At 73.5% G+C, this 24,270-nt stretch carries 20 protein-coding genes and 1 pseudogene; 14 read left to right on the top strand and 7 right to left on the bottom strand.

The genetic code is table 11. From position 1 onward, the window contains the following. Window positions 1–309 precede the first annotated feature (309 nt). From ACFOSY_RS13935 to ACFOSY_RS13960, 6 genes are all read left to right on the top strand, one after another. Window positions 310–702 carry a hypothetical protein gene (locus ACFOSY_RS13935; RefSeq protein ID WP_394307095.1) on the top strand — a complete coding sequence of 131 codons (393 nt, stop codon included), beginning with the start codon at window positions 310–312 and terminating at the stop codon, window positions 700–702. Further along, window positions 699–1,481: a hypothetical protein gene (locus ACFOSY_RS13940; RefSeq protein WP_394307096.1), complete on the top strand. Its 783-nt coding sequence runs from the start codon at window positions 699–701 to the stop codon at window positions 1,479–1,481. The genes ACFOSY_RS13935 and ACFOSY_RS13940 overlap by 4 nt, the downstream gene beginning before the upstream one ends. 38 nt (window positions 1,482–1,519) lie before the next feature. Then, entirely contained in the window at window positions 1,520–2,035 is a 516-nt protein-coding gene (locus tag ACFOSY_RS13945; RefSeq protein WP_394307097.1) for a roadblock/LC7 domain-containing protein, read from the top strand. 104 nt (window positions 2,036–2,139) lie between these two features. Then, window positions 2,140–2,514 (top strand): hypothetical protein, encoded by a 375-nt coding sequence (locus tag ACFOSY_RS13950; protein ID WP_394307098.1) that lies wholly within the window; start codon window positions 2,140–2,142, stop codon window positions 2,512–2,514. A 202-nt stretch (window positions 2,515–2,716) separates the two neighbouring features. Further along, window positions 2,717–4,465 (top strand): sensor histidine kinase, encoded by a 1,749-nt coding sequence (locus ACFOSY_RS13955; protein WP_394307099.1) that lies wholly within the window; start codon window positions 2,717–2,719, stop codon window positions 4,463–4,465. A 203-nt stretch (window positions 4,466–4,668) separates the two neighbouring features. Next, on the top strand, window positions 4,669–7,041 hold the full coding sequence (locus ACFOSY_RS13960; RefSeq protein ID WP_394307100.1) for a glycoside hydrolase family 65 protein: 2,373 nt from the start codon (window positions 4,669–4,671) through the stop codon (window positions 7,039–7,041). Window positions 7,042–7,117: 76 nt separating this feature from the next. Here ACFOSY_RS13960 and ACFOSY_RS13965 read toward each other — a convergent pair whose 3' ends face one another. From ACFOSY_RS13965 to ACFOSY_RS13980, 4 genes are all read right to left on the bottom strand, one after another. Further along, the gene (locus ACFOSY_RS13965) at window positions 7,118–8,482 is read right to left on the bottom strand and encodes an FAD-dependent oxidoreductase (protein WP_394307101.1); all 1,365 of its coding nucleotides are present in this window, start codon (window positions 8,480–8,482) and stop codon (window positions 7,118–7,120) included. A 140-nt stretch (window positions 8,483–8,622) separates the two neighbouring features. Continuing rightward, the gene (locus tag ACFOSY_RS13970) at window positions 8,623–11,358 is read right to left on the bottom strand and encodes a SpoIIE family protein phosphatase (protein ID WP_394307102.1); all 2,736 of its coding nucleotides are present in this window, start codon (window positions 11,356–11,358) and stop codon (window positions 8,623–8,625) included. 498 nt (window positions 11,359–11,856) lie between these two features. Continuing rightward, on the bottom strand, window positions 11,857–12,402 hold the full coding sequence (locus ACFOSY_RS13975) for a hypothetical protein (protein WP_394307103.1): 546 nt from the start codon (window positions 12,400–12,402) through the stop codon (window positions 11,857–11,859). A gap of 29 nt (window positions 12,403–12,431) precedes the next feature. Beyond that, complete coding sequence (locus tag ACFOSY_RS13980) at window positions 12,432–12,965, bottom strand: ATP-binding protein (RefSeq protein WP_394307362.1); 534 nt, start codon at window positions 12,963–12,965, stop codon at window positions 12,432–12,434. 192 nt (window positions 12,966–13,157) lie between these two features. Between ACFOSY_RS13980 and ACFOSY_RS13985 the strand changes: the two genes are divergently transcribed. Further along, window positions 13,158–13,391 carry a DUF397 domain-containing protein gene (locus ACFOSY_RS13985; RefSeq protein WP_006133007.1) on the top strand — a complete coding sequence of 78 codons (234 nt, stop codon included), beginning with the start codon at window positions 13,158–13,160 and terminating at the stop codon, window positions 13,389–13,391. A gap of 173 nt (window positions 13,392–13,564) precedes the next feature. After that, on the top strand, window positions 13,565–14,485 hold the full coding sequence (locus tag ACFOSY_RS13990) for a helix-turn-helix domain-containing protein (protein WP_394307104.1): 921 nt from the start codon (window positions 13,565–13,567) through the stop codon (window positions 14,483–14,485). Between the two features lie 104 nt (window positions 14,486–14,589). On the opposite strand, the gene ACFOSY_RS13995 is transcribed toward ACFOSY_RS13990, so the two are convergent. Next, window positions 14,590–15,411: an SAM-dependent methyltransferase gene (locus ACFOSY_RS13995; RefSeq protein ID WP_394307105.1), complete on the bottom strand. Its 822-nt coding sequence runs from the start codon at window positions 15,409–15,411 to the stop codon at window positions 14,590–14,592. 232 nt (window positions 15,412–15,643) lie between these two features. On the opposite strand from ACFOSY_RS13995, the pseudogene ACFOSY_RS14000 reads away from it, so the two are divergent. From ACFOSY_RS14000 to ACFOSY_RS14010, 3 genes and pseudogenes are all read left to right on the top strand, one after another. Next, window positions 15,644–18,142 (top strand): annotated as a pseudogene (locus ACFOSY_RS14000) (molybdopterin oxidoreductase family protein). Further along, window positions 18,139–18,630, top strand: a complete 492-nt coding sequence (locus ACFOSY_RS14005) for a hypothetical protein (protein ID WP_394307106.1) — start codon at window positions 18,139–18,141, stop codon at window positions 18,628–18,630. The pseudogene ACFOSY_RS14000 and the gene ACFOSY_RS14005 overlap by 4 nt, the downstream one beginning before the upstream one ends. 133 nt (window positions 18,631–18,763) lie before the next feature. Then, entirely contained in the window at window positions 18,764–20,467 is a 1,704-nt protein-coding gene (locus tag ACFOSY_RS14010; protein ID WP_394307107.1) for a hypothetical protein, read from the top strand. 64 nt (window positions 20,468–20,531) lie between these two features. Here ACFOSY_RS14010 and ACFOSY_RS14015 read toward each other — a convergent pair whose 3' ends face one another. Further along, complete coding sequence (locus ACFOSY_RS14015) at window positions 20,532–20,714, bottom strand: hypothetical protein (protein ID WP_228679075.1); 183 nt, start codon at window positions 20,712–20,714, stop codon at window positions 20,532–20,534. 138 nt (window positions 20,715–20,852) lie between these two features. Here ACFOSY_RS14015 and ACFOSY_RS14020 point away from each other — a divergent pair, with 138 nt between their 5' ends. After that, window positions 20,853–21,065 carry a hypothetical protein gene (locus ACFOSY_RS14020; RefSeq protein ID WP_394307108.1) on the top strand — a complete coding sequence of 71 codons (213 nt, stop codon included), beginning with the start codon at window positions 20,853–20,855 and terminating at the stop codon, window positions 21,063–21,065. Between the two features lie 173 nt (window positions 21,066–21,238). On the opposite strand, the gene ACFOSY_RS14025 is transcribed toward ACFOSY_RS14020, so the two are convergent. After that, complete coding sequence (locus tag ACFOSY_RS14025; protein WP_394307109.1) at window positions 21,239–22,144, bottom strand: LysR family transcriptional regulator; 906 nt, start codon at window positions 22,142–22,144, stop codon at window positions 21,239–21,241. 60 nt (window positions 22,145–22,204) lie between these two features. Between ACFOSY_RS14025 and ACFOSY_RS14030 the strand changes: the two genes are divergently transcribed. Next, complete coding sequence (locus ACFOSY_RS14030) at window positions 22,205–22,570, top strand: DoxX family protein (protein WP_394307110.1); 366 nt, start codon at window positions 22,205–22,207, stop codon at window positions 22,568–22,570. A 599-nt stretch (window positions 22,571–23,169) separates the two neighbouring features. Next, window positions 23,170–24,102 carry a bis(hydroxyethyl) terephthalate hydrolase gene (gene bdeA / locus ACFOSY_RS14035; protein WP_394307111.1) on the top strand — a complete coding sequence of 311 codons (933 nt, stop codon included), beginning with the start codon at window positions 23,170–23,172 and terminating at the stop codon, window positions 24,100–24,102. Window positions 24,103–24,270 lie beyond the last annotated feature (168 nt).

A 24,270-nucleotide genomic window follows, 5' to 3' on the forward strand; every position in this document is an offset into this window, starting at 1 on the left:
GCGGCCTTTCACCCGTGGCCGTCCCCGGCACCCGGTCGCCACACTGGTGCGCGCGGGCGGGGGCGGTCCGCCATCCGCATCGGGGCCGGCCCCGCCCGTACATCTGTTCCTCGTGCGCGTGACGGAACCGCCCGTGCGAGCCGTGCGTCCCGCCCCGTACCGAGGGCGGAAGGCGCGGACCTTATCAGCGCCCCGACGGTCATGTCGCATATTCCACGGGAAATCGCCAAAGCCCTCACCTCGGTCGAGCACACACCGTAGCGTCGACGTCACGTTCGCGGTACAGCCGTGCGAGGAGGGGGATCCGGCGTGCCCGGAATCGACGAGAGTCTGCTGGAAGCCATGCGACTGCCCGGGGCCCGTGGCGCCCTGGTGGTCGACTGGATCAGCGGGCTCGCCCTGGGCGCGGTGGGGGAGGCGCCGGGCGGCGACGTGGAGGCGACCGCCGCCGAGACCGCCGAACTGGCCCGCCTGGCGATGGAGAGCGGCGCGCTCGCCCCCGCGCACGGCGGCCAGGGCGAGGACCCGCCCGTCGAGGACCTGATCCTCACCACCGCGGACGCCTTCCACCTGCTGCGGTTCGTCGTCACCCCCTTCGACAGCACGGTCTTCCTGTTCCTGTCGCTGGGCCGCGCCGACGGCAACCTCGCCCTGGCCCGCATCCGGCTGGCCGAGATGGCGGACCGGTTGGTGCTCGGATGACCGTGGCCGCCACCCGCGCGGACGGATCCGCCCCCGCACTGCTGGACACCCTCGCCGCCGACCGGGCCACCGGGGCGCTCACCACACGCTCCGGCGTCTTCTACCTCGCCGCCGGACACGTGGTCCACGTCGAGTCCGCCCACAGCCCCGCCCTCGGCGACCTGCTCACCCGCAGCGGCGCCCTCGCCCCGGCCGGCTGGTGGGAGGCCGTCGAGCGGGCCGGGGCCCGGCAGCGGGTGGGCCGCCAGCTCGTCGACAGCGGACGCCTCACCGCCGGCGCCCTCGAACTGGCTCACACGGGCGCGCTGTTCGACGCCGCGTACTTCGCGCTCGCCCACGACGGCACCGCCCTGCGCTTCCGCCCCGGCGTCGCGCACTGGCTCGGCGCGGTCCGCCCCGTGCCGGTCGCCACCGTGCTCCGCGAGTCCTGCCGCCGCCGCGCCCTGCTGGACCGCATCTGGCCCGACCCGGCCGTCGACACCGCGCCGCTCACCCGGACCCCCGACGCCGACCCGGCCGACCTGCCGCCCCGCAGAGGCCGCGCGCTCGCCCTGGTCGACGGCGGACGCACCGCGGCGCAGATCGCCGCCGCCCTCGCCCACCGCACCTTCCACACCCTCGTCGAACTGCGCCGGCTGGCCGCCGACGGACTGGTCGCCCCCGCACCCCCCGCGCCCGCCCCGCCCGTCCACCCCGTCCCCGGCGCGGGCCGCGCCGAGTGGGACGAGCCCGACACAGCGCTGCTGAGACGGCTCCTGGACGCCTTGGAGGCACTGTGATCCGCACGCGCCGGCAGCGTGCCGAAAGGAGACTGCTCATGGCCGTCGAGACCGACGTGCTGGACGAACTGCGCCGGCTCCGCACCCGCGTCCCCGGACTGGCGGGCTCCCTCGCGGCCACCGTCGACGGACTCGTGCTCGCCCACGACGTGCCCCGCACCGAACCCGAGGGGCTCGCCGCGCTCACCGCCGCCGCGCTCGGCGTCGCCCACCGCATGACGGACGCGGCCGGCCGCGGGGACTTCCGGGAACTCCTGGTCCGCGGCGCCCACGGCTACATCGCCACCTACGCGGCCGGCGCCACCGCCGTGCTCACCCTCCTCGCCGACGACCGGGTGAACGTCGGCCGGCTCCACCTGGAGGGCCGGCGCGGCGGCGCCCGGATCGCGGAACTGGTCGACGCCCGCATCGGCCCCGGCGGCGGACGCCACGCCGACCGGCCCGCCACCCGCGACGGCGCCCCGGACCCGGCGGACCGGGCCCGGCCCATCGGCACCCTCCCCGTACGGACCCCGCAGCGTCCCGCCCACCGGCCTCCCCGGACCGGCGGCTGACCGCGGCCGGCCCGCACCCACCGACCCCACCACCGGCCGGACGCCCGCGCATATCGCCGGCGCCGGCCCGCACCACCCTTCACGAATGGGAAAGGACACCACTCATGGCCAACACCGAGACCTCGCTCAAGGAATGCCTCAGCTCGATCGACGGCGCCACGGCCGCCGCGCTCGTCGACTACACCAGCGGCATGGCCCTCGGCACCCTGGGCGGCGGCAAGGACCTCAACCTGGAGGTCGCCGCCGCCGGCAACACCGACGTCGTGCGGTCCAAGCTGCGCACCATGGAGCTGCTGGGGCTCAAGGAGGAGATCGAGGACATCCTGATCACCCTCAACAACCAGTACCACCTGATCCGCCTGCTCAAGGGGCGCGGCGGCAACGGCCTGTTCCTGTACCTGGTGCTGGACTCCAACCGGGCCAACCTGGCCATGGCGCGCCATCAGATGCGCCGCATCGAGAACGAGCTGGAGGTCTGACACCCCGCCCGTCCGCGGCCCCGCCGCCCCGCCGCCCGGCCGATCGGCGCGCGGGGCCGCGGGGCGCTGCAATCGGGCGGTCCCGCCGGTCGCGCTGCCCGCCCGATGACGTACGGTCACGGTGACTGGACCGTCACCGGTGCCCGGCCCCCGCAGGACGCCGGGCGGACGGTGCCGCGGTACGGGGACAGGAGGCACACGGGTGACAGACGCCGGGCGGGACACGGCCCCGGAGCGGGACGAGGACGCGCGCGTACGGCTGCCGCAGCTCAGGCTGGACGAACTGCTGGAGGAGCTCCAGGCGCGCATCGACGCGGCCCGCGGCACCCGCGACCGGGTGCGCAGCCTCCTCGAGGCGGTCCTCTCCGTCGGCCGCGAGCTCGAACTGGAGCAGGCGCTGCGCTCCGTCGTGGAGGCCGCCGCCGCGCTCGTGGACGCCCGGTACGCCGCCCTCGGCGTGATCGGCCCGGACGGCAAGCGGCTGTCCGCCTTCCACACCGTCGGCGTCAGCGACGAGGAGATCGCCCGCATCGGCCACTTCCCGGAGGGCCACGGCATCCTCGGCGAGCTGATCCGCCACCCCGAGCCGCTGCGGGTGGCGAAGCTGTCCGAGCACCCCGCCTCCTACGGCTTCCCGCCGCACCACCCGCCGATGAACACCTTCCTCGGCGTCCCGATCCGCGTCCGCGACCAGGTGTTCGGCAACCTCTACCTGACCGAGAAGCGCGGCGGGGTCCAGTTCGACGAGGAGGACGAGTCGGTTCTGTCGACCCTCGCGGTCGCCGCCGGCGTCGCCATCGACAACGCCCGCCTCTACGAGGAGTCCCGGCTGCGGGAGCGCTGGCTCCAGGCCAACGCCGAGATCACCCACGGCCTGATGTCCGGCAGCGGGCGCGGCGAGGCGCTGCTGCTGGTCGCCGAGCGGGCCAGGGAGATCACCGGGGCCGCCCTCGCCGTCGTCGCCGTGCCCATGGAGGGCACCGGCTCGCTGACCGTGGAACTCGCCCTCGGACAGGACGCCGAGACCCACCGCGGGCTCGTCGTGCCGGTCAAGGGCAGCCTGCTGGGCCGGGCGTTCGCGTCCGCCGCCCCTGTCACGTCGGCGGACATCGCTCACGACGAACGGGTGTTCCAGGGCCCGCAGACCTTCACCGGGCTGGGTCCGGCCGTGGCGGTGCCGATCGGCGGCGACGACGGCGTGCGCGGCATCCTCCTGCTGGTCCGCGCCGCCGGCGCCCCCGTCCTCACGGACAAGGAGACCGAGCCGCTGCGGGGCTTCGCCGCCCAGGCCGCCGTGGCGATGGAGCTGGCCGAGCGCCGCCAGGACGCCGAACAGATCGCCGTGCTCGAGGACCGCGACCGCATCGCCCGTGACCTGCACGACCTGGCCATTCAGCGGCTGTTCGCCACCGGCATGACCCTGCAGAGCGCCGGCCGCCTCATCGAGCACAAGGAGGCCTCCGAGCGCGTGCTGCGGGCCGTCGACGACCTCGACGAGACCATCAAGATCATCCGCTCGACCATCTTCGGCCTGCGCTCCCGGGCCTCCACGGGCGGCGCCGGGACCGGCCTGCGCGCCCGCGTCGTACGGCTCGTCGGGGAGGCCGCCCCGCTGCTGGGCTTCGCGCCCAGCGTGCGGATGGAAGGCCTGCTCGACACCCATGTGTCCAAGGAGGCCGCCGACCACCTGGTGGCCGTGCTCTCCGAGGCCCTCACCAACGTCGCCCGGCACGCCCGCGCCGGACGCGCCCAGGTGGCCCTGGAGACCGACGGGCGCGAGGTGCGGCTGACGGTCGCCGACGACGGCGTGGGCCTGCCCCCCGGCGGCCGCCGCAGCGGACTGCGCAACATGGCCGAGCGCGCCGGGCAGCTCGGCGGCGCCTTCGACGTCACGGCCACCCCTGGCGGCGGCACCACCCTGGTGTGGCGGGTGCCGGTCGGCGAGGGGTAGTCCTCCGTCCCGGGCGGTGTGTGGCGCGCCGCGGGCGCGGGTACTCGGTGCGCCGTTCCGGTCGCGGCGGGACCGCCCGGCCCCGCGGCCGGGAGGACTCGCCGCCGGTGACGGCGCCGGGCCGGACCACCCCCGGCCCCCGGCGCCCACGCACGGGCCGCACGGCCGCGTGCGCGGCGGTCGTCGGCGGGAGGAGCGGCGAAGTGACGGGCTGGACCTGGCGGTACGAGGGCTACGACCCCGCCGACGAGCGGCTGCGGGAATCGCTGTGCACCCTCGGCAACGGCTACTTCGCCACCCGGGGCGCCCTGGCGGAGTGCGCGGCCGACGCCGTGCACTACCCGGGCACCTACGCGGCCGGCGTCTACAACCGGCTCGTCTCCGCGGTCGCCGGCCGCCAGGTGGAGAACGAGGACGTCGTCAACCTCCCCAACTGGCTGCCCCTGCGCTTCCGGCAGCCCGGCGGCGACTGGCTCACCCCCGACACCACACGCGTCCTCGACCACGCCGTCACCCTGCACCTGTCCTCCGGCCTGATGGAGCGCCGCACCCGGTTCGGGCTCGGAGCGGGCGGCGCGCTCCTGGTACGGCAGCTGCGGTTCGTGCACATGGCCGACCCCCACCTCGCGGGTCTGCGCACCGAGTTCACCGCCGAGGACTTCTCCGGGCCGCTCGAGGTCGAGGCGGCCCTCGACGGCGGCGTCACCAACGCCGGGGTGGCCCGCTACGCCGACCTGGACGGCCGCCACCTCACCCACGTGGTCACCGGCACCTCGCGGCACGACACCGTGTGGCTGCGCTGCCGCACCCGGACCTCCGACGTCCGGATCGCCTACGCCGCCCGGCTGACCTCGCCCGCGTCCGTCGCCGTACGCCACGACCGGCCCCGCGCGGTGCAGACGACCCGGCTGGAGCTGGAGGCGGGGCAGACCCTGACCGTCGACAAGGTCGTCGCCCTGCACACCTCCCGCGACCCGGCGATCAGCGACCCGCTGCACGCCGCCGTCGACCGGGTGCACCGGGCCGCCCCCTTCGACGCGCTGCTGGCGCCCCACCTGACGGCCTGGCAGCAGCTGTGGCGCCGGGCGGAGCCGGACGTGCCCGACGAGGCGGGGCGCATCCTGCGGCTGCACCTCTTCCATGTGCTCCAGACCCTCTCCCCGCACACCGCCGACCTGGACGTGGGGGTGCCGGCCCGAGGCCTGCACGGGGAGGCGTACCGGGGGCACGTGTTCTGGGACGAGCTGTTCGTCCTGCCGTACCTGAACCTGCACTTCCCGGAGGTCTCCCGGGCCCTGCTGCACTACCGCCACCGGCGCCTGGAACGCGCCCGCACGGCCGCCCACGACGCCGGGCGGCGGGGGGCGATGTACCCGTGGCAGTCGGGCAGCGACGGCCGTGAGGAGACCCAGCAGCTGCACCTCAACCCCCGCTCGGGCCGCTGGCTGCCCGACCACTCCCATCTCCAGCACCACGTGGGCTCGGCGATCGCCTACAACGTGTGGCAGTACTGCGAGGCCGCGGGCGACGAGGAGTTCCTGCACACCAAGGGCGCCGAGATGCTGCTCCAGATCTCCCGCTTCTTGGCCGGCTCCGCCTCCTACGACGACCGGCTGGGCCGCCACCGCATCAAGGGCGTGATGGGCCCCGACGAGTACCACGACGCCTACCCGGACGCCGTCGAGCCCGGCCTCGACGACAACGCCTACACCAACGTCACCGCCGCCTGGGTGCTGGCCCGCACCCTGGAGGTGCTGCGCCACCTGCCCGAGCCGCGCCGCCGCGAGCTGGCCGAACGCACCGGCCTCGACGAGGCCGAACTCGACCACTGGGACCACATCTCCCGCACCCTGCACGTCCAGTTCCACGACGGCGTCATCAGCCAGTTCGAGGGGTACGGCGAACTCGCCGAGCTGGACTGGCGGGGCTACCGGCGCCGGTACGGCGACATCCGGCGGCTGGACCGGATCCTGGAGTCCGAGGGCGACACCGTCAACCGCTACCAGGCGTCCAAACAGGCGGACGTGCTGATGCTCGGCTACCTGTTCTCGCCGGAGGAACTCCAGGGCGTCTTCCGGCGCCTGGGGCTGAACCTGGACGAGCGGACCTGGCGGCGCACGGTGGACTACTACCTGCACCGCACCACGCACGGCTCCACGCTCAGCGGACTGGTGCACGGCTGGGTCCTGGCCCGGGCGCGCCGCGCGGACGCCTGGAAGTTCTGCCAGGAGGCCCTCCAGTCCGACATCGCCGACATCCAGGGCGGAACCACGGGCGAGGGCATCCACCTCGGCGCCATGGCCGGCACCCTCGACCTGGTGCAGCGCGGCCTGACCGGCCTGGAGACCCGCGGCGGGGCCCTGTGGCTCGACCCGGTGCCCCTGCCGGAGCTGTCCTCCTACGGCTTCACCGTCCGCTACCACGGCCACTGGGGCGTGCGGCTGCGGCTGGAGAGCGGCTCCCTGGAGATCACCGTGCCCGCCGCCGGACGCTTCCCGATCGAGGTGCACCTGCCGGGTCACCGCGCGGTGCGCGTGGACCCGGGCGAGACGGCCCGGCTGGCCCTGCCGGACTGACGACGCCGGACGCCCGGCCGGTGCGATGCCGGCCGGGCGTCCGGCGGACGGGCCCCTGCCCGGGACCCACGGGGTGTCAGGCGCCGCTCTCGCGGAGCATGTCCTCACGCTCGACGATCTTCACGCGCTCCCGGCCCTGCGGCTCGCCCAGCGCCTTCTCCGCCGCGTCCAGGCGGTACCAGCCGTCCCAGGTGGTGTAGCGGATGTTGCGCTCGGCGAGGAACGCGTCCACCGCCTCCGGGGCCGGGGAAGCGGGCTCGCCCAGCCGGCCGGCCGCGTGGTCGGCCAGCAGGTTCGCCACGGTCTCGTTGGCGTCGCCCTTGGTGTGCCCGATCAGGCCCACCGGACCGCGCCGGATCCAGCCGGTGACGTAGGTGGACGGCAGGTGCTCGCCGGTCTCCTGGATGACCCGGCCGCCCTCGTCCGGGACGGTGCCCGAGTCGATGTCCCAGGGCAGCTTGGGCAGCTTGTCGGAGAGGTAGCCGACCGCGCGGTACACCGCGGTGACGTCCCAGTCCTTGAACTCGCCGGTGCCCTTGACGTTGCCCGTGCCGTCCAGGGCGGTGCGCTCGGTGCGCAGGCCGACGACCTTGCCGTCCTCGCCGAGGATCTCGGTGGGCGACTCGAAGAAGTGCAGGAACAGCTTGTGCGGACGGTCGCCGACGTCGCGGATCGCCCAGTTCTCCAAGGTCTTTGCGACCATGTCGGCCTGCTTGTTGCCGCGCCGGGTGGCGATCGAGCCGTCGTCGTAGTCGATGTCCTCGGGGTCGACGATCACCTCGATGGTGGGGGAGTGGTCCAGCTCCCGCAGCTCCATCGGGCTGAACTTCGCCTGCGCCGGACCGCGGCGGCCGAAGACGTGGATCTCCTTCGCCCTGTTGGCCTTCAGGCCCTCGTGGACGTTCGGCGGGATCTCCGTGGGCAGCAGCTCGTCGGCCGTCTTGGCGAGGATGCGCGCCACGTCCAGGGCGACGTTGCCGACGCCGAGGACCGCCACCTTCTCCGCCTCCAGCGGCCAGGTGCGGGGCACGTCCGGGTGGCCGTCGTACCAGGACACGAAGTCCGCCGCGCCGTAGGAGCCGTCCAGGTCGATGCCCGGGATCGGCAGCGCGCGGTCCGCCGTCGCGCCGGTGGCGAAGATCACGCCGTCGTAGAAGGCGCGGAGGTCGTCCAGGTGCACGTCGGTGCCGTAGTCCACGTTGCCGAACAGCCGGATCTGCGGCTTGTCGAGCACCTGGTGCAGGGCCGTGATGATGCCCTTGATCCGCGGGTGGTCGGGGGCGACGCCGTAACGGATCAGTCCGAACGGCGCCGGCATCCGCTCGAAGATGTCGATGGACACACCGGGTTCGGCGGCCACGTCGGACTTGAGCAGGGCGTCGGCGGCGTAGATCCCGGCGGGGCCGGATCCGACGATGGCTACCCGCAGGGGGCGGGACATGGTCAGGTTCCCTTCGAGCGATGACAGGCGTCTCGGGGGGAAGCCTAAACTGAGGCTTGCCTTACCTGGTACGCGGGTCCGGTCTATGGGCTCATAAGCCGACCTTATGCCTGGTCCCAGGGTGATCTTATGGCACGGCGTCAGACGTCCGGCGGCAGGTTCTGCTCCGCCCAGATCACCTTGCCCGCGGGCAGATAGCGGGTGCCCCAGCGCTCGGCGAGCTGCGCCACCAGGAAAAGACCGCGCCCGCCCTCGTCCGTCATGGTCGCGTACCGCAGGTGCGGGGCGGTGCTGCTGCTGTCGTACACCTCGCAGATCAGATGACGTTCGTACAGCATCCGCACCTGGATGGGCGGGGCGCCGTGCCGCATCGCGTTGGTCACCAGCTCGCTGAGAATCAGCTCCGTGCCGAACGACAGCTCCTGAAGCCCCCACTCGGCGAGCTTGCGCACCACCGCCGCCCGCAGCTCGCCCACCGCCGCCGGGTCCGACGGCACCGGCCACTCGGCGATCCGCCCGGCGGGCAGCGCCCGGGCCCGCGCCACGATCAGCGCGATGTCGTCGGCCGCCTTCCCCGGAGGCCGGGACTCCAGCACGGCCCGGCACGTCTCCTCCGGGGACTTCCCGGCGCCGGCCAGCGCCTCCCGCAGGCGCTCCAGGCCGACGTCGATGTCATGCTCGCGGTCCTCGACCAGCCCGTCGGTGTACAGCACCAGCCTGCTGCCCTCCGGCAGCTCCAGCTCCGCCGACTCGAACGGCAGCCCGCCCAGACCCAGCGGCGGGCCCACGGGCACGTCCGGGAACTCCACCTGCCCGTCCGGCCGCACCAGCGCCGGCGGCGGATGACCCGCGCGCGCCAGGGCACAGCGCCGCGACACCGGGTCGTACACCGCGTACAGGCAGGTCGCCCCGATGACCGGGGCGACGTGCTCGTCCTGCGCCTCGTCCTGGTCGATCCGGCCGACCAGCTCGTCCAGCAGCGCGAGCAGCTCGCCCGGCGGCAGGTCGAGCGCGGAGAAGTTGTGCACCGCCGTGCGCAGCCGGCCCATGGTGGCCGCCGCGTGCAGCCCGTGCCCGACGACGTCCCCCACCACCAGTGCCACCCGGGCCCCGGACAGCGGCAGCACGTCGAACCAGTCGCCGCCCACCCCGGCCTGCGCCGGCAGATAGCGGTAGGCGATCTCCAGCGCGTTCTGCTCGGGCAGCGTGCGCGGCAGCAGGCTGCGCTGGAGCGTCACCGCCATGCTGTGCTCGCGCGTGTAGCGGCGGGCGTTGTCGATGGACACCGCGGCCCGCGCCACCAGCTCCTCCGCCAGCGCCAGCTCCTCCTCGTCGAACGGCTCCGGCTTGCGCGTACGCCAGAAGCTGACCACGCCCAGGACCAGCGCGCCGGCCCGCAACGGCACCGTGATCAGCGAGTGGACGCCGTACTCCACGATCTGCGCGGAGCGCTCCTTGTCCTGCGCCTGCCAGCCGGGCGCCTCCTCCAGCCGCGGCTCCAGCACCGCCCGGCCCGTGGCCAGGCTGCGGCCCTGCGGGGACGACTCGACGAAACGGAACTGGTGGTGCTTCGGATACAGCGGCGCGTCGTCGGCGATGCCGGCCCAGGCCGTGCGGCGCAGCGCGGCGGCCGCGTCCGGCTGCCCGCCCGCCAGCACCGACTCGAACAGGTCTACGGTGACGAAGTCGGCGAACCGGGGCACGGCCAGGTCCGACAGCTCCTGCGCCGTCCGCGCCACGTCCAGGCTCGTGCCGATGCCCACGCCCGCGTCGTAGAGCATGTTGAGCCGCTCGCGGGACTCCTCCGCCCGGCCGGACAGCGCGCGCAGCTCCGTGGTGTCGCGGACCGTGGTGACGCTGCCCCGGTGCCGGCCCGCCGGGTCGGTGGGGCGCTGGTTGACCGCGAGCAGCCGGTCGCCCACCGGCAGCACCTCGTCCGTGGCCACCCGGCCCGAGGACAGCAGCTCCGTCGTGGCCGGATCCAGACCCTGGTCCCGTACGTGCCGGCCCTCGGCGTCCTCCGGGAGGCTGAACAGACGGTGCGCCTCGTCGTTGGCGAGCAGCAGCGTGCCGTCGCCGTCCAGGATCATCACGCCCTCGCGCACGGCGTGCAGCACCGCGTCGTGGTGTTCGTACATCCGGGTCATCTCGTGCGGGCCCAGACCGTGGGTCTGGTGCAGCAGACGTCTGCTGATCAGGGCCGCGCCGACGGTCGCCAGGGCCAGCGCGGCGAGCGCCGCGCCCAGCACGAGCGGCAGCTGCGCCTCCGTCGCCCCGCCGACGTTCTCCAGCGTGATGCCCGCCGACACCAGGCCGACCACCGTGCCGTCCGGTTCCTCCACCGGCACCACGGCCTGCACGAGCCTGCCGATGGTCCCCTCGATCTCCTCCACGACCGGCTCGCCCCGCAGCGCGGGCTCGACGGTGCCGACGAACTGCTTGCCGATGCGGTCCGGGCGAGGGTGCGTGTAGCGGATGCCGTCGGTGTTCATGACGACGACGAAGTCGACGTGCGACCGCTCACGGGCCGCCTCGGCGCGAGGCTGGAGCACGGCCGTGGGGTCGGGGGAGTTCAGCGCCTCGATCGTGCCGGGGGCGTTGGCGAAGGTCTCGGCGACGGCGAGGGAGCGGTTGCGGGCCTCCTGGGTGCTGTCCCGCTGCACCTGGAGCACCAGCGCCACGACGGCGGCGACGACCAGGAGCAGCACCATCACGAGGAGCAGGACGAACACCTGTCCGGCGACGCTGCGCCCGCTCAGCACCGACCGCAGCCCCGCCATCGGATGCCACCCGGAGCGGCCGCTCTCCTTCCGCCGGCGCCGCACGGACGCCGCCGCGCCGGACCGCTGGGGCGACCGGGTCCGGGATCGACCCATGAGTCGGACCATGTGCCATGTCTACACTGCCGCGCGGATCGAGGCGAGGCCGCTGCCGCGGGGATGGGAGACGCGGGTGTGCAGTCACCCCCCTCGGTGAGCCGCGGGCGCTGTCCGCGCCGGGTGGGCAGGGGCTGCCGCCTGCGGTGCGTCGTCGGGTGCGGTGCTGTGGGGGTTGATCGCGCAGTTCCCCGCGCCCCTTCAGGGCGTTGTCGCGCCCGGGTGGGGGGGGCTGCCGCCTGTGGGACGGGCGGGTGCGGGTTGTGGGGGTTGATCGCGCAGTTCCCCGCGCCCCCAAGGGGGCGCGTCATGTCGCGTTGGTTGGCGAGGGCACCGCACGCGGTGCTGGAGTGCGCGGGTCGCGCGCGGCCTTTCCCCCCTTGGCCGCGCGCGACCCTCCCCCCGACGCGCGACTGGTCCCCCGAGCAGTCGCGCGTCTTCTCCGCCGGGCCCGCCCCGTGTGCGGGCAGGGGCGGCCCGGAGTGTGTGGGGCCGTGCTCAGTCGGCCAGTGCCCGGGCCAGCTCCGTGCTGGCCCGGGCGATCTCCGTGTCCGGCTCGGCCAGCAGCCGGTTCAGCTCACCGCGCCGGGCGCGCACCGCCTGGCGCGCGGCCCGCTCCCACACCACCGGGTTCTCCCGGCGGTTCAGCAGCTTGGGGTACGCCGCGGCCGTGCTCTCCCATTGCCGGGCGTCGGCGATGGCCTTGAGGAGCTGGATGATCCCCGCCCGGACGGTGACGTGCGGCAGCTGGGCCAGCTCCCAGAGGAACGGCACCGTCGCCGCGGTCGCCTGTTCCGTGACGAAGCCGTACTGGCAGATCCGTTTCCGCAGATCCTCGAGGGCGGCCCGGGCGGTGCCGGCGTCGCCCCAGGCGATGCCGTTGAGCAGCAGGGGAATGGCGGCCGCCGATCCGGTGGAGTCCTGCATGTCGGCCCATGGCACCTGGGACAGGGCCGTGAGGGGCGTGGACCGTGCCACGTTGGTGGGGGGCGTGTGGCGCACTGGGCGCTCGCTGCTCGGCTGTTCCGTAGAAGCGCTGCGCATGGCGTGGGTGCCTTTCCGCGGCAGTCGTGTCAGGTGGGCGGACGGGTGGACAACCGGGCCCACACCGTCTTGCCTGCCGGGACGGCGGGGAACCAGCCCCACGCCTCGGACAGGGCGTCGACGATGCGCAGCCCCCGGCCGTGCTCCTCCAGGTCGGCGTCGCCGCCGGGAGGCCGCCGCACGGGCGGGCGGTCGTCGGGATCGGTGACGGTGAGCAGCAGGTGCGCCGGCTCCAGACGGAACCCCAGCCGTACGTCCGGCTCACCCGGGCAGCGCGACGCCGCGTGCGTGACGGCGTTGGCGGCCAGCTCGGTCATCACGAGCGTGGCGTCGTCGCTGCACCGGCGCAGCGACCAGTTCCCGAGGGTGTCGCGGGTGAAGGACCGCGCTCGCGCGAGGCCCTCCCTGCTGCAGGCGATGCTCACCGCCGCGTAGGGGGCGGCGGCGGGCACCGTCGGCAGTGGGGTCCCGTCCTCGTGCGGCACCGCGGGCAGCGGGCCGAACGACCCGGCACCGCGACCTACTGCCGGTAAGACGGCCGAGGCCGGCGGCCGGAGCGTCAAGTGCACAGGTGATGACACGTCATCTCCTCGATGCGACGTCAGGACGGGGCGCTCCCACGGGGGTTGACGCCACGGCTATTATCCACGCTGTCAGCGCTCGCGTGCAATTGCACGGGAAATTGCGCGAGAATTTTCGCCAGGTACGGCGACGGCCGTGCGGGGCGGGACGAGATCAGCAGCGAGGAGACAGCGGTGCCTGGAGTGCGGAACGGAGTGCGGGCCAGCCAGTTGGACGCCCGCTGGATCAAGAGCCGGCACAGCAACGCCGAGGGCAACTGTGTCGAGGTCGCGCCGCTGTCCGGCGGTGACGTCGCGATGCGCAACTCCCGCGATCCCGACGGCCCGGCCCTGGTGTACACCGCCGCCGAGCTGGCCGCCTTCCTGGCGGGAGCGAAGGACGGCGAGTTCGACCACCTCGTCCGGTGACGGGCCCCCGCGCCCGGTGATCCCGCGCGGCCGGCGCCGGACCCTGTGGACCGGCGCCGGTGAAGCGGAGTCCAACTGCCCCACTTCGCTCGGCATTTCGCATCCGCATGCGGTGAGGCAGCATCAGATGCGATAGTGTGAATCGCCCTTGTGCCGGTCTGCTGGGAGTCAGGATGTCCGCCGCGTCGCATCGCATCTCCCGTCTGGAACCCTATCTGGACAGGCCCGAGCCCGCGCCGACCCTGCTCAAGATGCTGGTGGGCGTGCAGCTGGCCGGTTTCCGTGAGGACGCCGGACTGTCCCAGGACCAGGCGGCCCGCTCCGTCGGCTTCAGCGGGGCCAAGCTGTCCCGGATCGAGTCCGGCAAGGGCCGCCGCCCGCCGACCGAGACCGACGTACGCGCGCTGCTCGAGCTCTACGGCACCGACGACTACGAGGCATCCGTCCTCCTCAAGCTGCTCCAGCGGGCCGGCGAACCGGGCTGGTGGCAGCGGTACGACAAGCGGCTGATGCCCGAGTGGTTCGACCGCCTGGTCGGACTCCAGGAGGCCGCGGCCACCATCCGTACGTTCGAAATCCAGTACGTCCCCGGACTGCTCCAGACCGCCGACTACACCCGCGCGGTCGTCGAGCGGGGACTGCCCAACGCCCCGGCGAGCGAGGTGCAGCGCCGGGTCGAGCTGCGCATGCGCCGGGCCCAGCTGCTGCTCCGCGAGGACGCCCCGCAGCTGTGGGCCGTCATCGACGAGTCCGTCCTGCTGCGCGTTCTCGGCGACCGCACCGTGATGCGCGAGCAGCTCGACCACCTCGCCGAGATGGCCGCCCGGCCGAACGTCACCCTTCAGATCGTCCCGCTGAACGTCACCAACGCCTCGGCGCCCGCCATTCCGGTGACGTATCTGCGCTTCGGCGGCCTCGACCTGCCCGACGTGGTCTACCTGGAGCACATCAGAAGCGCCAACTTCCTCGAGGATCTCGACGAGACCGAGGAGTACCGGATCGTGCTCGACCGTCTCGCCGACGAGGCGCTCACGCCCCGCGAGTCCGTCGAGATGCTGCGCCGCACGATCGAGGAACGCTACGCGCTCTCCTGACGCGCGCGCCGCCTGCGAGTCGGTCACCTGCAGTGTTGCGCCGGACGCGCCGACGCCCCTCCCGGTCCCACGAAAACCGGGGAGGGGCGTCTCGGTGTCAGGGGTTACGCGGGTATGCGGCCCACGCCGCCGAACTCGATCCACTCCTGCGTGAGCTGACGGGGCGCCACCTCGGTGTCCGGACGCCAGGTGGAGACCTCGACCAGGCCAGGCTCCAGGATCTCCAGCCCGTCGAACAGCGCCTCCACGTCCTTCTCCTGGCGGACCCGGCCCCAGTGCCCCTGGGTCACCTGATCCATGAAGGCGGTGACGGACTCGCGGACCTTCTCGTCCTCGCTGACCAGCTGGCACATCACCATGATGCTGCCCGGTGCGAGCCGCTCCCGCACCCGGTCGGCGACGGCCTGCGGGCCGTCGGTGTCGCTGTCCGGGATGCAGTGGAAGACCGAGTTGAACAGCACGCACACCGGCTCGTCGAGGTTGATCAGCCGCCGGGTCTCGGCGTGGCCGAATATCCCTTCGGTGTCGCGCATGTCCGCCTGGATGACCACCGTGCGCTCGTCCTGCTCCAGCAGGGCCCGGCCGTGCACCAGCACCATCGGGTCGTTGTCGACGTACACGACGTGGGTGGTGGGGTCGATGCGCTGCGCCACCTGGTGCACGTTGTCCTGCGTGGGCAGGCCGGAGCCGTGGTCCAGGTACTGCCGGATCCCGTACTCCTGGGTGAGCGTGCGGACCACGCGCTGGAGGAAACGGCGGTTGTTCAGGGCCAGCCGGCGGGTGCTCGGCACCACCTTGTCCAGCTCCTCGACCGCGGCGCGGTCCGCGGCGTAGTTGTCCTTGCCGCCCAGGTAGTAGTCGTACATGCGCGCGGCCGTCGGCACGGTTGCGTCGATCTCGGTGGACAGCTGCTTACCGGAATGCATCGTTCCCCCTGCGGAGTGCCGCGCCAACTGGACTGGCTGGACAGGAAATACATCCTAGGGAGGGCCGTACGGCCCTTGCCAGCCCGTCGGCGCACAAGACCCCGAAGGAATGGTGAAAGAGTGTCAGATGGTCACTCATGGTGACGGAGTGTGCGTGGAGCGTGAGAGTCTGGCCGGAGAAGAGCCGGGTACCCGCCCCGCGACATCCCCGCACCGTGGAGGCCGGACCATCGTGGACAGCTCGCCGGAGAGGATCGCCGACCCCTGGGGCGTACGCACCCCTTACACCCCCGGCCACCCCTGGCCGGTCCGCACCGACCTGCACCTCGCGGACGGCGTGACGGAGGAGGACGTCGAGCGGTGGGTGCCGTCCGCGTCGATCCTGCACTCCAACGGCGACGCCATGGACATCGCCGTGCGCGGCGGACGCGTCGTCGGCGTCCGCGGCCGCGCGGCCGACCGGGTCAACCGCGGCCGGCTCGGCCCCAAAGACCTCTACGGCTGGCAGGCCAACCACGCCCCGGACCGCCTCACCCGCCCCCTGGTACGGGAGAACGGCCGCCTGGTCGAGACCGACTGGGACACCGCCCTGGAGCGCATCGCCTCCCGCACCCGGACCCTGCTCGACGAACGCGGCCCGGGCTCCGTCGGCTTCTACACCAGCGGACAGCTGTTCCTGGAGGAGTACTACACCCTCTCCGTCCTCGCCCACGCCGGCGTCCGCACCAACCACCTCGACGGCAACACCCGGCTGTGCACGGCGACCGCCGCCGAGGCACTCAAGGAGAGCTTCGGCTCCGACGGCCAGCCCGGCTCGTACGAGGACATCGACCACGCCGACACGATCGCCCTGTTCGGGCACAACATGGCCGAGACGCAGACGGTGCTGTGACTGCGCGTCCTGGACCGGCTGGAGGGCTCCGACCCGCCCCGGCTGCTGTGCGTCGACCCCCGGCACACCCCCGTCGCCCGCCGCGCCGACGTCCATCTGGCGCCGCGCCCCGGCACCAACGTCGCCCTGCTCAACGCCCTGCTCCACGAGATCATCCGCACCGGCCGGATCGACCGCGCCTACCTCGACGCGCACACCGTCGGCTACGACGAACTCGCCGCCGGCGTCGAGCGGTGCACCCCGCGCTGGGCCGCCGGAATCTGCGACGTGCCGGCCGCCGAGATCGAACGCGCGGCCGACCTCCTCGGCGACGCGCGGCGGCTCACCTCCACCGTGCTCCAGGGCGTCTACCAGTCCCACCAGGCGTCCGCCGCCGCCGTGCAGGTCAACAACCTGCACCTGATCCGCGGCATGCTGGGCCGTCCCGGCTGCGGACTGATGCAGATGAACGGCCAGCCCACCGCCCAGAACACCCGCGAATGCGGCGCCGACGGCGACCTGCCCGGCTTCCGCAACTGGCAGAACGACCGGCATGTGGCCGAACTGGCCGAGATCTGGAACGTCGAACCGGACGGCATCCCGCATCACGGCCCGCCGACCCACGCCATGCAGATGTTCCGCTACGCCGAGCAGGGCTCGCTGCGCATGCTGTGGATCTCCGGCACCAATCCGGCCGTCTCCCTGCCCGAGCTCGGCCGGATCCGTGCGATCCTCACTCAGGAACGCCTGTTCATGGTGGTGCAGGACCTGTTCCTCAACGAGACCGCGCAGCTCGCCGACGTCGTGCTGCCCGCCGCCACCTGGGGCGAGAAGACCGGCACCTTCACCAACGCCGACCGCACCGTCCACCTCTCCGAGAAGGCGGTCGAACCCCCTGGCGAAGCCCGCGCCGACCTCGACATCTTCCTCGACTTCGCGGCCCGCATGGACTTCCGCGACAAGGACGGCGGCCCGCTGATCCCCTGGCGAGACCCGCAGGAAGCCTTCGCCGCCTGGCAGCGGTGCAGCGCAGGACGCCCCTGCGACTACACCGGCCTCAGCTACGACAAGCTGCGCGGCGGCGGCATCCAGTGGCCCTGCACCGAGGACGCCCCCGACGGCACCGCCCGCCTCTACACCGACGGCTTCGACCACGCCCACCCCGACCGGTGCGAGAGCTACGGCAAGGACATGGTCACCGGCGCCACCGTCACCCCCGTCGAGTACCGCTCCCTCAACCCGGACGGCAAGGCCGTGATCAAGGCCGCCGAGTACCTCCCGCCGCACGAGGACGCCTCACCCGAGTACCCCCTCCAGCTGATCACCGGCCGCACCGTGTACCACTTCCACACCCGCACCAAAACCGGCCGCGCGCCCGAGCTGAACGCCGCCGCGCCGGACGTCTGGGCCGAGATCTCCCCGGCGGAGGCCGCCGCACAGGGCCTGGCCGACGGCGACCTCGTGCGCGTCACCACACCGCGCGGGGTGATCGAGGCCCGGCTGCGGACCGTGGCGATCCGCGACGGCGTGGTGTTCGTCCCCTTCCACTACGGCTACTGGGACACCCCCGAGGGCCACCGCCCGCCCGACGGCCGCCCCGGACGCGCCGCCAACGAGACCACCGTCACCGACTGGGACCCGCTGTCCAAACAACCCCTGTTCAAGACGGCGGCGGCCCGCGTCACCCTGGCCGCCCGGCGCGGCACGCCCCGGCGGCAGGACGCGGACGGCACGGACACGCACGGCGCGCGCACGGACGGCACGGACACGCACGGCGCGCGCACGGACGGCACGGACACGCACGGCGCACGCACGGACGGCACGGACGCGCACGGCACCGACACCGGGAGCACGGCATGAGCGGCATCGGCATCACCCTGCGCGCCCTGCACGACGGCGAGCGCGACCTGGAGACGGACCTGCTCGCCGTCGCCGAGCGGCACCGCACCGAGCACGAGGTGCACCACATCGCCACCGACGTCGCCCGCTGGTCCCGCGAGCACGCCGCCCGGCTGGCCGCCCTCGGACCCGACCACGGGGTCGACCTGTCCGGCCCCCGCGACCACACCGCGCCCGGCGCCCTCACCGCCCTGCGCGAGAAGGCCGCGCAGGCCCTCGGGCGCCGCCCGGAGACCGGGCTGCTCCTCCTGGAGGACCTGCGCGACCTGCACCTGGCCGCCGTCCGCAACTCCCTGCACTGGGAGATGCTCGCCCAGACCGCGCAGGCCACCCGCGACCGGACCCTGCTCGACCTCGTCACCGACTGCCATCCGCAGACCCTGCGCCAGATGCGCTGGACCAACACGATGATCAAGGTGCTGTCGCCACAGCTCCTGGTGAGCGTCTGACCCGCCCCGGGACGGCTTTCGCGGCGCGCCTGCGCGACCGTTCGTGCCCCGCTATCGTCGGTTTCGTCCCCACGGGACGCCGGCCGCCGACGCGCGACGGCCGGCCACGCCGGATCCCCGGGAGGCGGGCACCATGGACGGCTACTACGACCTCGGCTCCTACGGACGGCCCGTGTCGACGACCTCCCCCGAGGCCCAACTCTGGTTCGACCGCGGGCTGATGTGGACGTACGCCTTCAACCACGAGGAGGCGGTGGCCTGTTTCCAGAAGGCCGCCGACGCCGACCCCGGCTGCGCGATGGCCCACTGGGGCATCGCCTACGCCCTCGGCCCCAACTACAACAAGCCCTGGGAGGCCTTCGACGCCGAGGACCTCACCCGCACCGTCGAGCGCACCCACGCGGCCGTCGAACGCGCCCACCAGGCGGCGGCGGCCCGCGCCACCCCCGTCGAGCGCGCCCTCGTCGAGGCGCTGCGCGCCCGCTACCCGCGGGCCCACCCCGAGGAGGACTGCTCGGTCTGGAACGAACCGTACGCGGACCGCATGCTCGCCGTGTACGAGAGCGCCCCCGGCGACCCCGACGTGGCCGCACTGTGCGCCGACGCCCTGATGAACCTCACGCCCTGGCAGCTGTGGGACCTCAAGACCGGACGCCCCGCCGACGGCGCCCGCACCGTGGAGGCCAAGGAGGTGCTCGACGGGGCCCTCGCCACCGAGGCGGGCGCCGCACACCCCGGCGTGGTGCACCTCTACATCCATCTCATGGAGATGTCCCCGACCCCGGAGGCCGCCCTCACCGTCGCCGACCGGCTGCGCGGACTGGCGCCCGACGCCGGACACCTCCTCCACATGCCCTCGCACCTGGAGGTGCTGTGCGGCGACTACCGGCGCGTCGTCTCGGACAACACCGCCGCCATCGCCGCCGACGAGACATACCTCCGGCGGGCCGGCGCGATGAACTTCTACACCCTCTACCGCTGCCACAACCACCACTTCCGGATCTACGGCGCCATGTTCGCCGGACAGTCCCGGGTGGCCCTCGACGCCGCCGCCCGGCTGGAGGCGGCGGTGCCCGAGAAGCTGCTCCGGGTGGAGAGCCCGCCCATGGCGGACTGGCTGGAGGCGTTCCTGGCGATGCGCTTCCACGTGCTGATCCGGTTCGGCCGCTGGGACGACATCCTCGCGCTGCCGTTCCCGGACGACCCCGAGCTGTACTGCGTCACCACCGCGATGCTGCACTACGCCCGCGGCATCGCCCTCGCCGTCCGGGGCGACACGGACCGGGCCGACACCGAGCGGGAGCGGTTCCGCGCGGCCGTGGACCGGGTGCCGGACAGCCGGATGCTGTTCAACAACACCTGCCACGACATCCTCGCCATCGCCTCGGCGATGCTCGACGGCGAACTCGCCTACCGCAAGGGCGACCACGCCACCGCCTTCGCCGCGCTGGAGCTGGCCGTCGAACTGGACGACACCCTGCCGTACGACGAGCCGTGGGGCTGGATGCAGCCCACCCGGCACGCCCTCGGCGCGCTGCTCCTCGAACAGGGGCGGGTCGCCGAGGCGGAGGCCGTCTACCGGGCCGACCTCGGGCTGGACGACACCCTGCCCCGGCCGCTCCAGCACCCCGACAACGTCTGGGCGCTGCACGGCTTCCACGAGTGCCTGCTGCGCACCGGCAAGCACGGCGAGGCCGCGATCGTCGCCCGGCAGCTGAGGCAGGCCGCGGCGCTGGCGGACGTACCGATCCACGCGTCCTGCTTCTGCCGTCTCGACACGCGCGGACCGGACGCGGGGGAGCACGTCCACGGCGGCGGGGAGCACGCCTGTCACTGACGCGGCGCCGGCGGACCCGGGGGATGCGCGGGTCCGCCGGCGCCGGCGGGGACGGCCGTGGCTCTCAGCGTGACGCCACGACGGCCTGGAACGACTTCATGCAGGAGAAGCAGTGCCGGTCCGTCGTGTCGCGTCGTGGCGATTCCTCCTCCTTCTCCACCCCGCACAGCGTCGAGGTCTTGTCCGGGGTGAGAACGTGCCAGACCGGCTCCCCCGAAGTGTCTGCACCGCACCACATCTCGTGCATTCCCAGCTCCCTCCGGGTAGGCATGGAGGCCGCTTCCATACCAGCACGGCGGGCGTCCGTCCGGCTCGTCCGGCGGGCCAGTCGGGTGACAGCGGGTCCCGGCATGCATACGCGGACGCGCGGACGGATCCTGGAGGGATGAGGAAGCCTCCGATCGTGGTACACCCGCCGCTCGGCTCGGGCGGCCGGCGCGTCACCGTGCGCGGAGAGATCGTCGGCCTCGCCTCCTCCGACCGGGACGTCGTGGAGTTTTTGCGACGCGTGGGGCTGCCGGAGGGCGAGCGCCTGCTGGACGATCCCGCCTGGGTGAAGTGGGTCGGCGGCCGGGCCCACGTGTACGACGCCGCATGAAGGGACGGCGCCCCGGAAGCCGGAGCGCCGTCCCCGCCACCGTCAGCGCCGACTCCGACGGTGAACACGCCCGCCCGGGTACCCCGCCCGGGCCCACACATGCCCCGAAGGGGCGCGGGGCACTGCGCGCTCAACCCCCACCGGCCCGCGGGCTGCCGCCAACACCAGCCCCCTCAGGGACCCCCGCTCAGCCGCCGCGTGACGGCCCGCAACAACTCATCCAGCACCGCCTCATGCCCGCGCCCCCGCTCCCGCCCCCGCCCTCGAGGCCGGGCCAGCCCCACCCGGGTAGGTGAGAGCCCGCGAACCGGCCGGAACACCACACCCGGGTGTGAGTAGAAGCGGGCCGCCGACGCGGGGGCCAGCGCCACGTTCCCGCCGGCCACCGCTCCCAGCCACTCGTCGGGACGGCTGGTCACGGCGCCGACCCGGACGGGGTGCTCGTCGTCCCGTTCCTCCGCCCCCAGCCAGTGATCTTTCCAGGCCCCGGCGTCGGCCTCGGCGGCGACGAACGGCTCGTCCCACAGCTCGCGGAAGTCCACCGTCTCGCGGGTCGCCAGCGCATGCCCGGCCGGCAGCAGCACGCCACGCTCCTCGGCGAACAACTCCCGCACCGCGAAACTCTCCTGACCTGGGAACGGCAGACGCACCACCGCGGCGTCGACCTCCCCCCGGGCCAGGCCCGCGCTCGGGTCCGACCAGTCGAACTGCCGTAGCTCCACCCGCCACTCCGGCCGCGCGCGGCGGAACGCGGTGATGACCTCGGGGACGGCTCCCACCGCGCCCGCGTCCAGGAAGCCGAGCCGCAGCACCCGCGCCGCCCGGCCGGTCGCCCGCACCGCCTCGTCCCATCCGTCCAGCAGCGGGGGCACCCGGGAGGCGAACTCGCGGCCGGCCTCGGTCAGCGCCATCCCCGACCGCGAACGCGCGAAGAGCCGTACGCCGAGATCGTCCTCAAGGCGCCGGATCTGCTTGGTCAGCGCGGGCTGCGAGACGAACAGCCTCTCCGCGGCCCCGGTCAGGCTGCCCTCCTCCGCCACTGCGGCGAAGTACCGGAGCGCACGCGTGTCCACATCCATGCCTCCAGGTTATAGAAGCAGGTATTGGACGGTGCCCGGACACCTGACAACCCTGGAGACATGACCGCTACCCCACTCGCACTCGTCCTCGTCACCGTGCTCACCGCCGCCGTCAACGTGGCCATCGCGACCGCCGACCTCGCCGGGGCACGCTTCGTGATCGCCAACTCGGCGCAGGTGGGTGTTCCGCGAGCGTGGCTCCCGTGGCTGGCCGTCCTCAAGCTGGCCGGCGCGGCGGGCCTCCTCCTCGGCACTTTCGTCACCGCGCTGCGCCCTCTCGGCGTGGTCGCGGCCTGCGGTCTCGTCCTGTTCTACCTGGGCGCGATCGCCTTCCACCTCCGCGCCCGCGTCCTGCACAACCTCGCGTTCCCCGGCTTCTACCTCGCCACGGCGGCCGCCTCACTGACCCTGACAGCAACGTCCTGACGCCCCAGGGCCGCGAGAAACCGGGCGCTCAGCCTCCCAGGGGCGCGGGGAACTGCGCGCCCAACCCCCACCGTCCCGCGCCCTGCCACGGCGCCCGGCCACCCCGGGGGCGCGGGGAACTGCGCGCTCAGCCCCCACGGCCCCGCGCCCTGTCACGGCGCCCGGCCACCCCGGGGGCGCGGGGAACTGCGCGCTCAGCCCCCACGGCCCCGCGCCCTGTCACGGCGCCCGGCCACCCCCTAGGGGCGCGGGGAACTGCGCGCTCAACCCCCACCGTCCCGCGCCCTGTCACGGCGCCCGGCCACCCCGGGGGCGCGGGGAACTGCGCGCCCTACCCCCACCGCCCCGCGGCCTGACGCGACCCCCGGCCCCCCAGGGGCGCGGGGAACCGCGCACTCACCCCCCACCGGCCCGCGGTGAACACCCCCCACCCACAACACCGGTGATTTCACCGATCCCCACCCACCCCCACCCCCCCGACAGTGGCACCGCCAGTCAAAAGGCACCGCCCCCGGCCGAGGCCCGGCTCCCCAGCCCTCGCAGTGATCCCGAGCCCCGGCCGCCCGGGCGACCCGCCGTGACAGAGAGGACCACTCGTCGTGCACCAGCACCCCCACACCAGCCCGCGGACACGCACAGGCACCCGCACGCGCCTCCGCACCGGCCGCCTCGCCGGCCTCACCACCGCGCTCGCCGCCGTCATCGGCCTCAGCACCCTCACCGGCCCCGGCGCACACGCCGCCGCCGACAACCCCTACGAGCGCGGACCGGCGCCCACCGAGTCCAGCATCGAGGCCCTGCGCGGCCCGTACGCGGTCTCGCAGACGTCCGTCTCCCGGCTCTCCGCGACCGGCTTCGGCGGCGGCACGATCTACTACCCGACGACCACCGCCGACGGCACCTTCGGCGCCGTCGCCATCTCACCCGGTTACACCGCGCTCGAGTCGTCCATCTCCTGGCTGGGCCCGCGCCTGGCCTCCCAGGGTTTCGTGGTGTTCACCATCGACACGAACACCACCCTGGACCAGCCCGCCTCCCGAGGCGACCAGCTGCTGGCCGCGCTGGACTACCTCACCCAGCGCAGCTCCGTCCGCAACCGCGTCGACAGCAGCCGACTGGGCGTCATGGGCCACTCGATGGGCGGCGGCGGCTCCCTCGAAGCCGCCAAGGACCGGCCGTCCCTCCAGGCCGCCATCCCGCTGACGCCCTGGAACCTCGACAAGACCTGGTCCGAGGTCCGTACCCCCACCCTGATCTTCGGCGCCGACGGCGACACCATCGCGCCCGTCGCCAGCCACGCCGAGCCCTTCTACAACAACCTCCCGTCCTCCCTGGACCGGGCCTACGTGGAGCTGAACAACGCCACCCACTTCACCCCGAACTCGTCGAACACGACGATCGCCAAGTACAGCGTGTCGTGGCTGAAGCGCTTCATCGACAACGACACCCGGTACGAGCAGTTCCTGTGCCCGCTGCCGCGGCCGAGCCTCACCGTCGAGGAGTCGCGGGGCAACTGCCCGCACACCTCCTGACGACACCCACCGGTGGCGGTCCGCGCACGGCGCGGGCCGCCACCGCCGTTGTGCGCGGGCACCGCGGGCCGCCGCCGTCCATGGGCCCCCGCACAGTCCGGGGTGTACGGCACCACGTGAAAGCCGCTGGTGACACGGCTGTTCGCCGTTCAACGGGCGACGGACGTC

The sequence above is a fragment of the Streptomyces lusitanus genome (assembly GCF_042647945.1).
Classification (GTDB): domain Bacteria; phylum Actinomycetota; class Actinomycetes; order Streptomycetales; family Streptomycetaceae; genus Streptomyces; species Streptomyces pseudogriseolus.

Excerpts from the sequence above, each read along its gene's own strand:
- ACFOSY_RS13940 (WP_394307096.1), top strand. The coding sequence starts at position 699 with ATGACCGTGGCCGCCACCCGCGCGGACGGATCCGCCCCCGCACTGCTG.
- ACFOSY_RS13945 (WP_394307097.1), top strand. The coding sequence starts at position 1,520 with ATGGCCGTCGAGACCGACGTGCTGGACGAACTGCGCCGGCTCCGCACC.
- ACFOSY_RS13950 (WP_394307098.1), top strand. The coding sequence starts at position 2,140 with ATGGCCAACACCGAGACCTCGCTCAAGGAATGCCTCAGCTCGATCGAC.
- ACFOSY_RS13965 (WP_394307101.1), bottom strand. The coding sequence starts at position 8,482 with ATGTCCCGCCCCCTGCGGGTAGCCATCGTCGGATCCGGCCCCGCCGGG.
- ACFOSY_RS13970 (WP_394307102.1), bottom strand. The coding sequence starts at position 11,358 with ATGGGTCGATCCCGGACCCGGTCGCCCCAGCGGTCCGGCGCGGCGGCG.
- ACFOSY_RS13975 (WP_394307103.1), bottom strand. The coding sequence starts at position 12,402 with ATGCGCAGCGCTTCTACGGAACAGCCGAGCAGCGAGCGCCCAGTGCGC.
- ACFOSY_RS13990 (WP_394307104.1), top strand. The coding sequence starts at position 13,565 with ATGTCCGCCGCGTCGCATCGCATCTCCCGTCTGGAACCCTATCTGGAC.
- ACFOSY_RS13995 (WP_394307105.1), bottom strand. The coding sequence starts at position 15,411 with ATGCATTCCGGTAAGCAGCTGTCCACCGAGATCGACGCAACCGTGCCG.
- ACFOSY_RS14005 (WP_394307106.1), top strand. The coding sequence starts at position 18,139 with ATGAGCGGCATCGGCATCACCCTGCGCGCCCTGCACGACGGCGAGCGC.
- ACFOSY_RS14010 (WP_394307107.1), top strand. The coding sequence starts at position 18,764 with ATGGACGGCTACTACGACCTCGGCTCCTACGGACGGCCCGTGTCGACG.
- ACFOSY_RS14015 (WP_228679075.1), bottom strand. The coding sequence starts at position 20,714 with ATGCACGAGATGTGGTGCGGTGCAGACACTTCGGGGGAGCCGGTCTGG.
- ACFOSY_RS14020 (WP_394307108.1), top strand. The coding sequence starts at position 20,853 with ATGAGGAAGCCTCCGATCGTGGTACACCCGCCGCTCGGCTCGGGCGGC.
- ACFOSY_RS14025 (WP_394307109.1), bottom strand. The coding sequence starts at position 22,144 with ATGGATGTGGACACGCGTGCGCTCCGGTACTTCGCCGCAGTGGCGGAG.
- ACFOSY_RS14030 (WP_394307110.1), top strand. The coding sequence starts at position 22,205 with ATGACCGCTACCCCACTCGCACTCGTCCTCGTCACCGTGCTCACCGCC.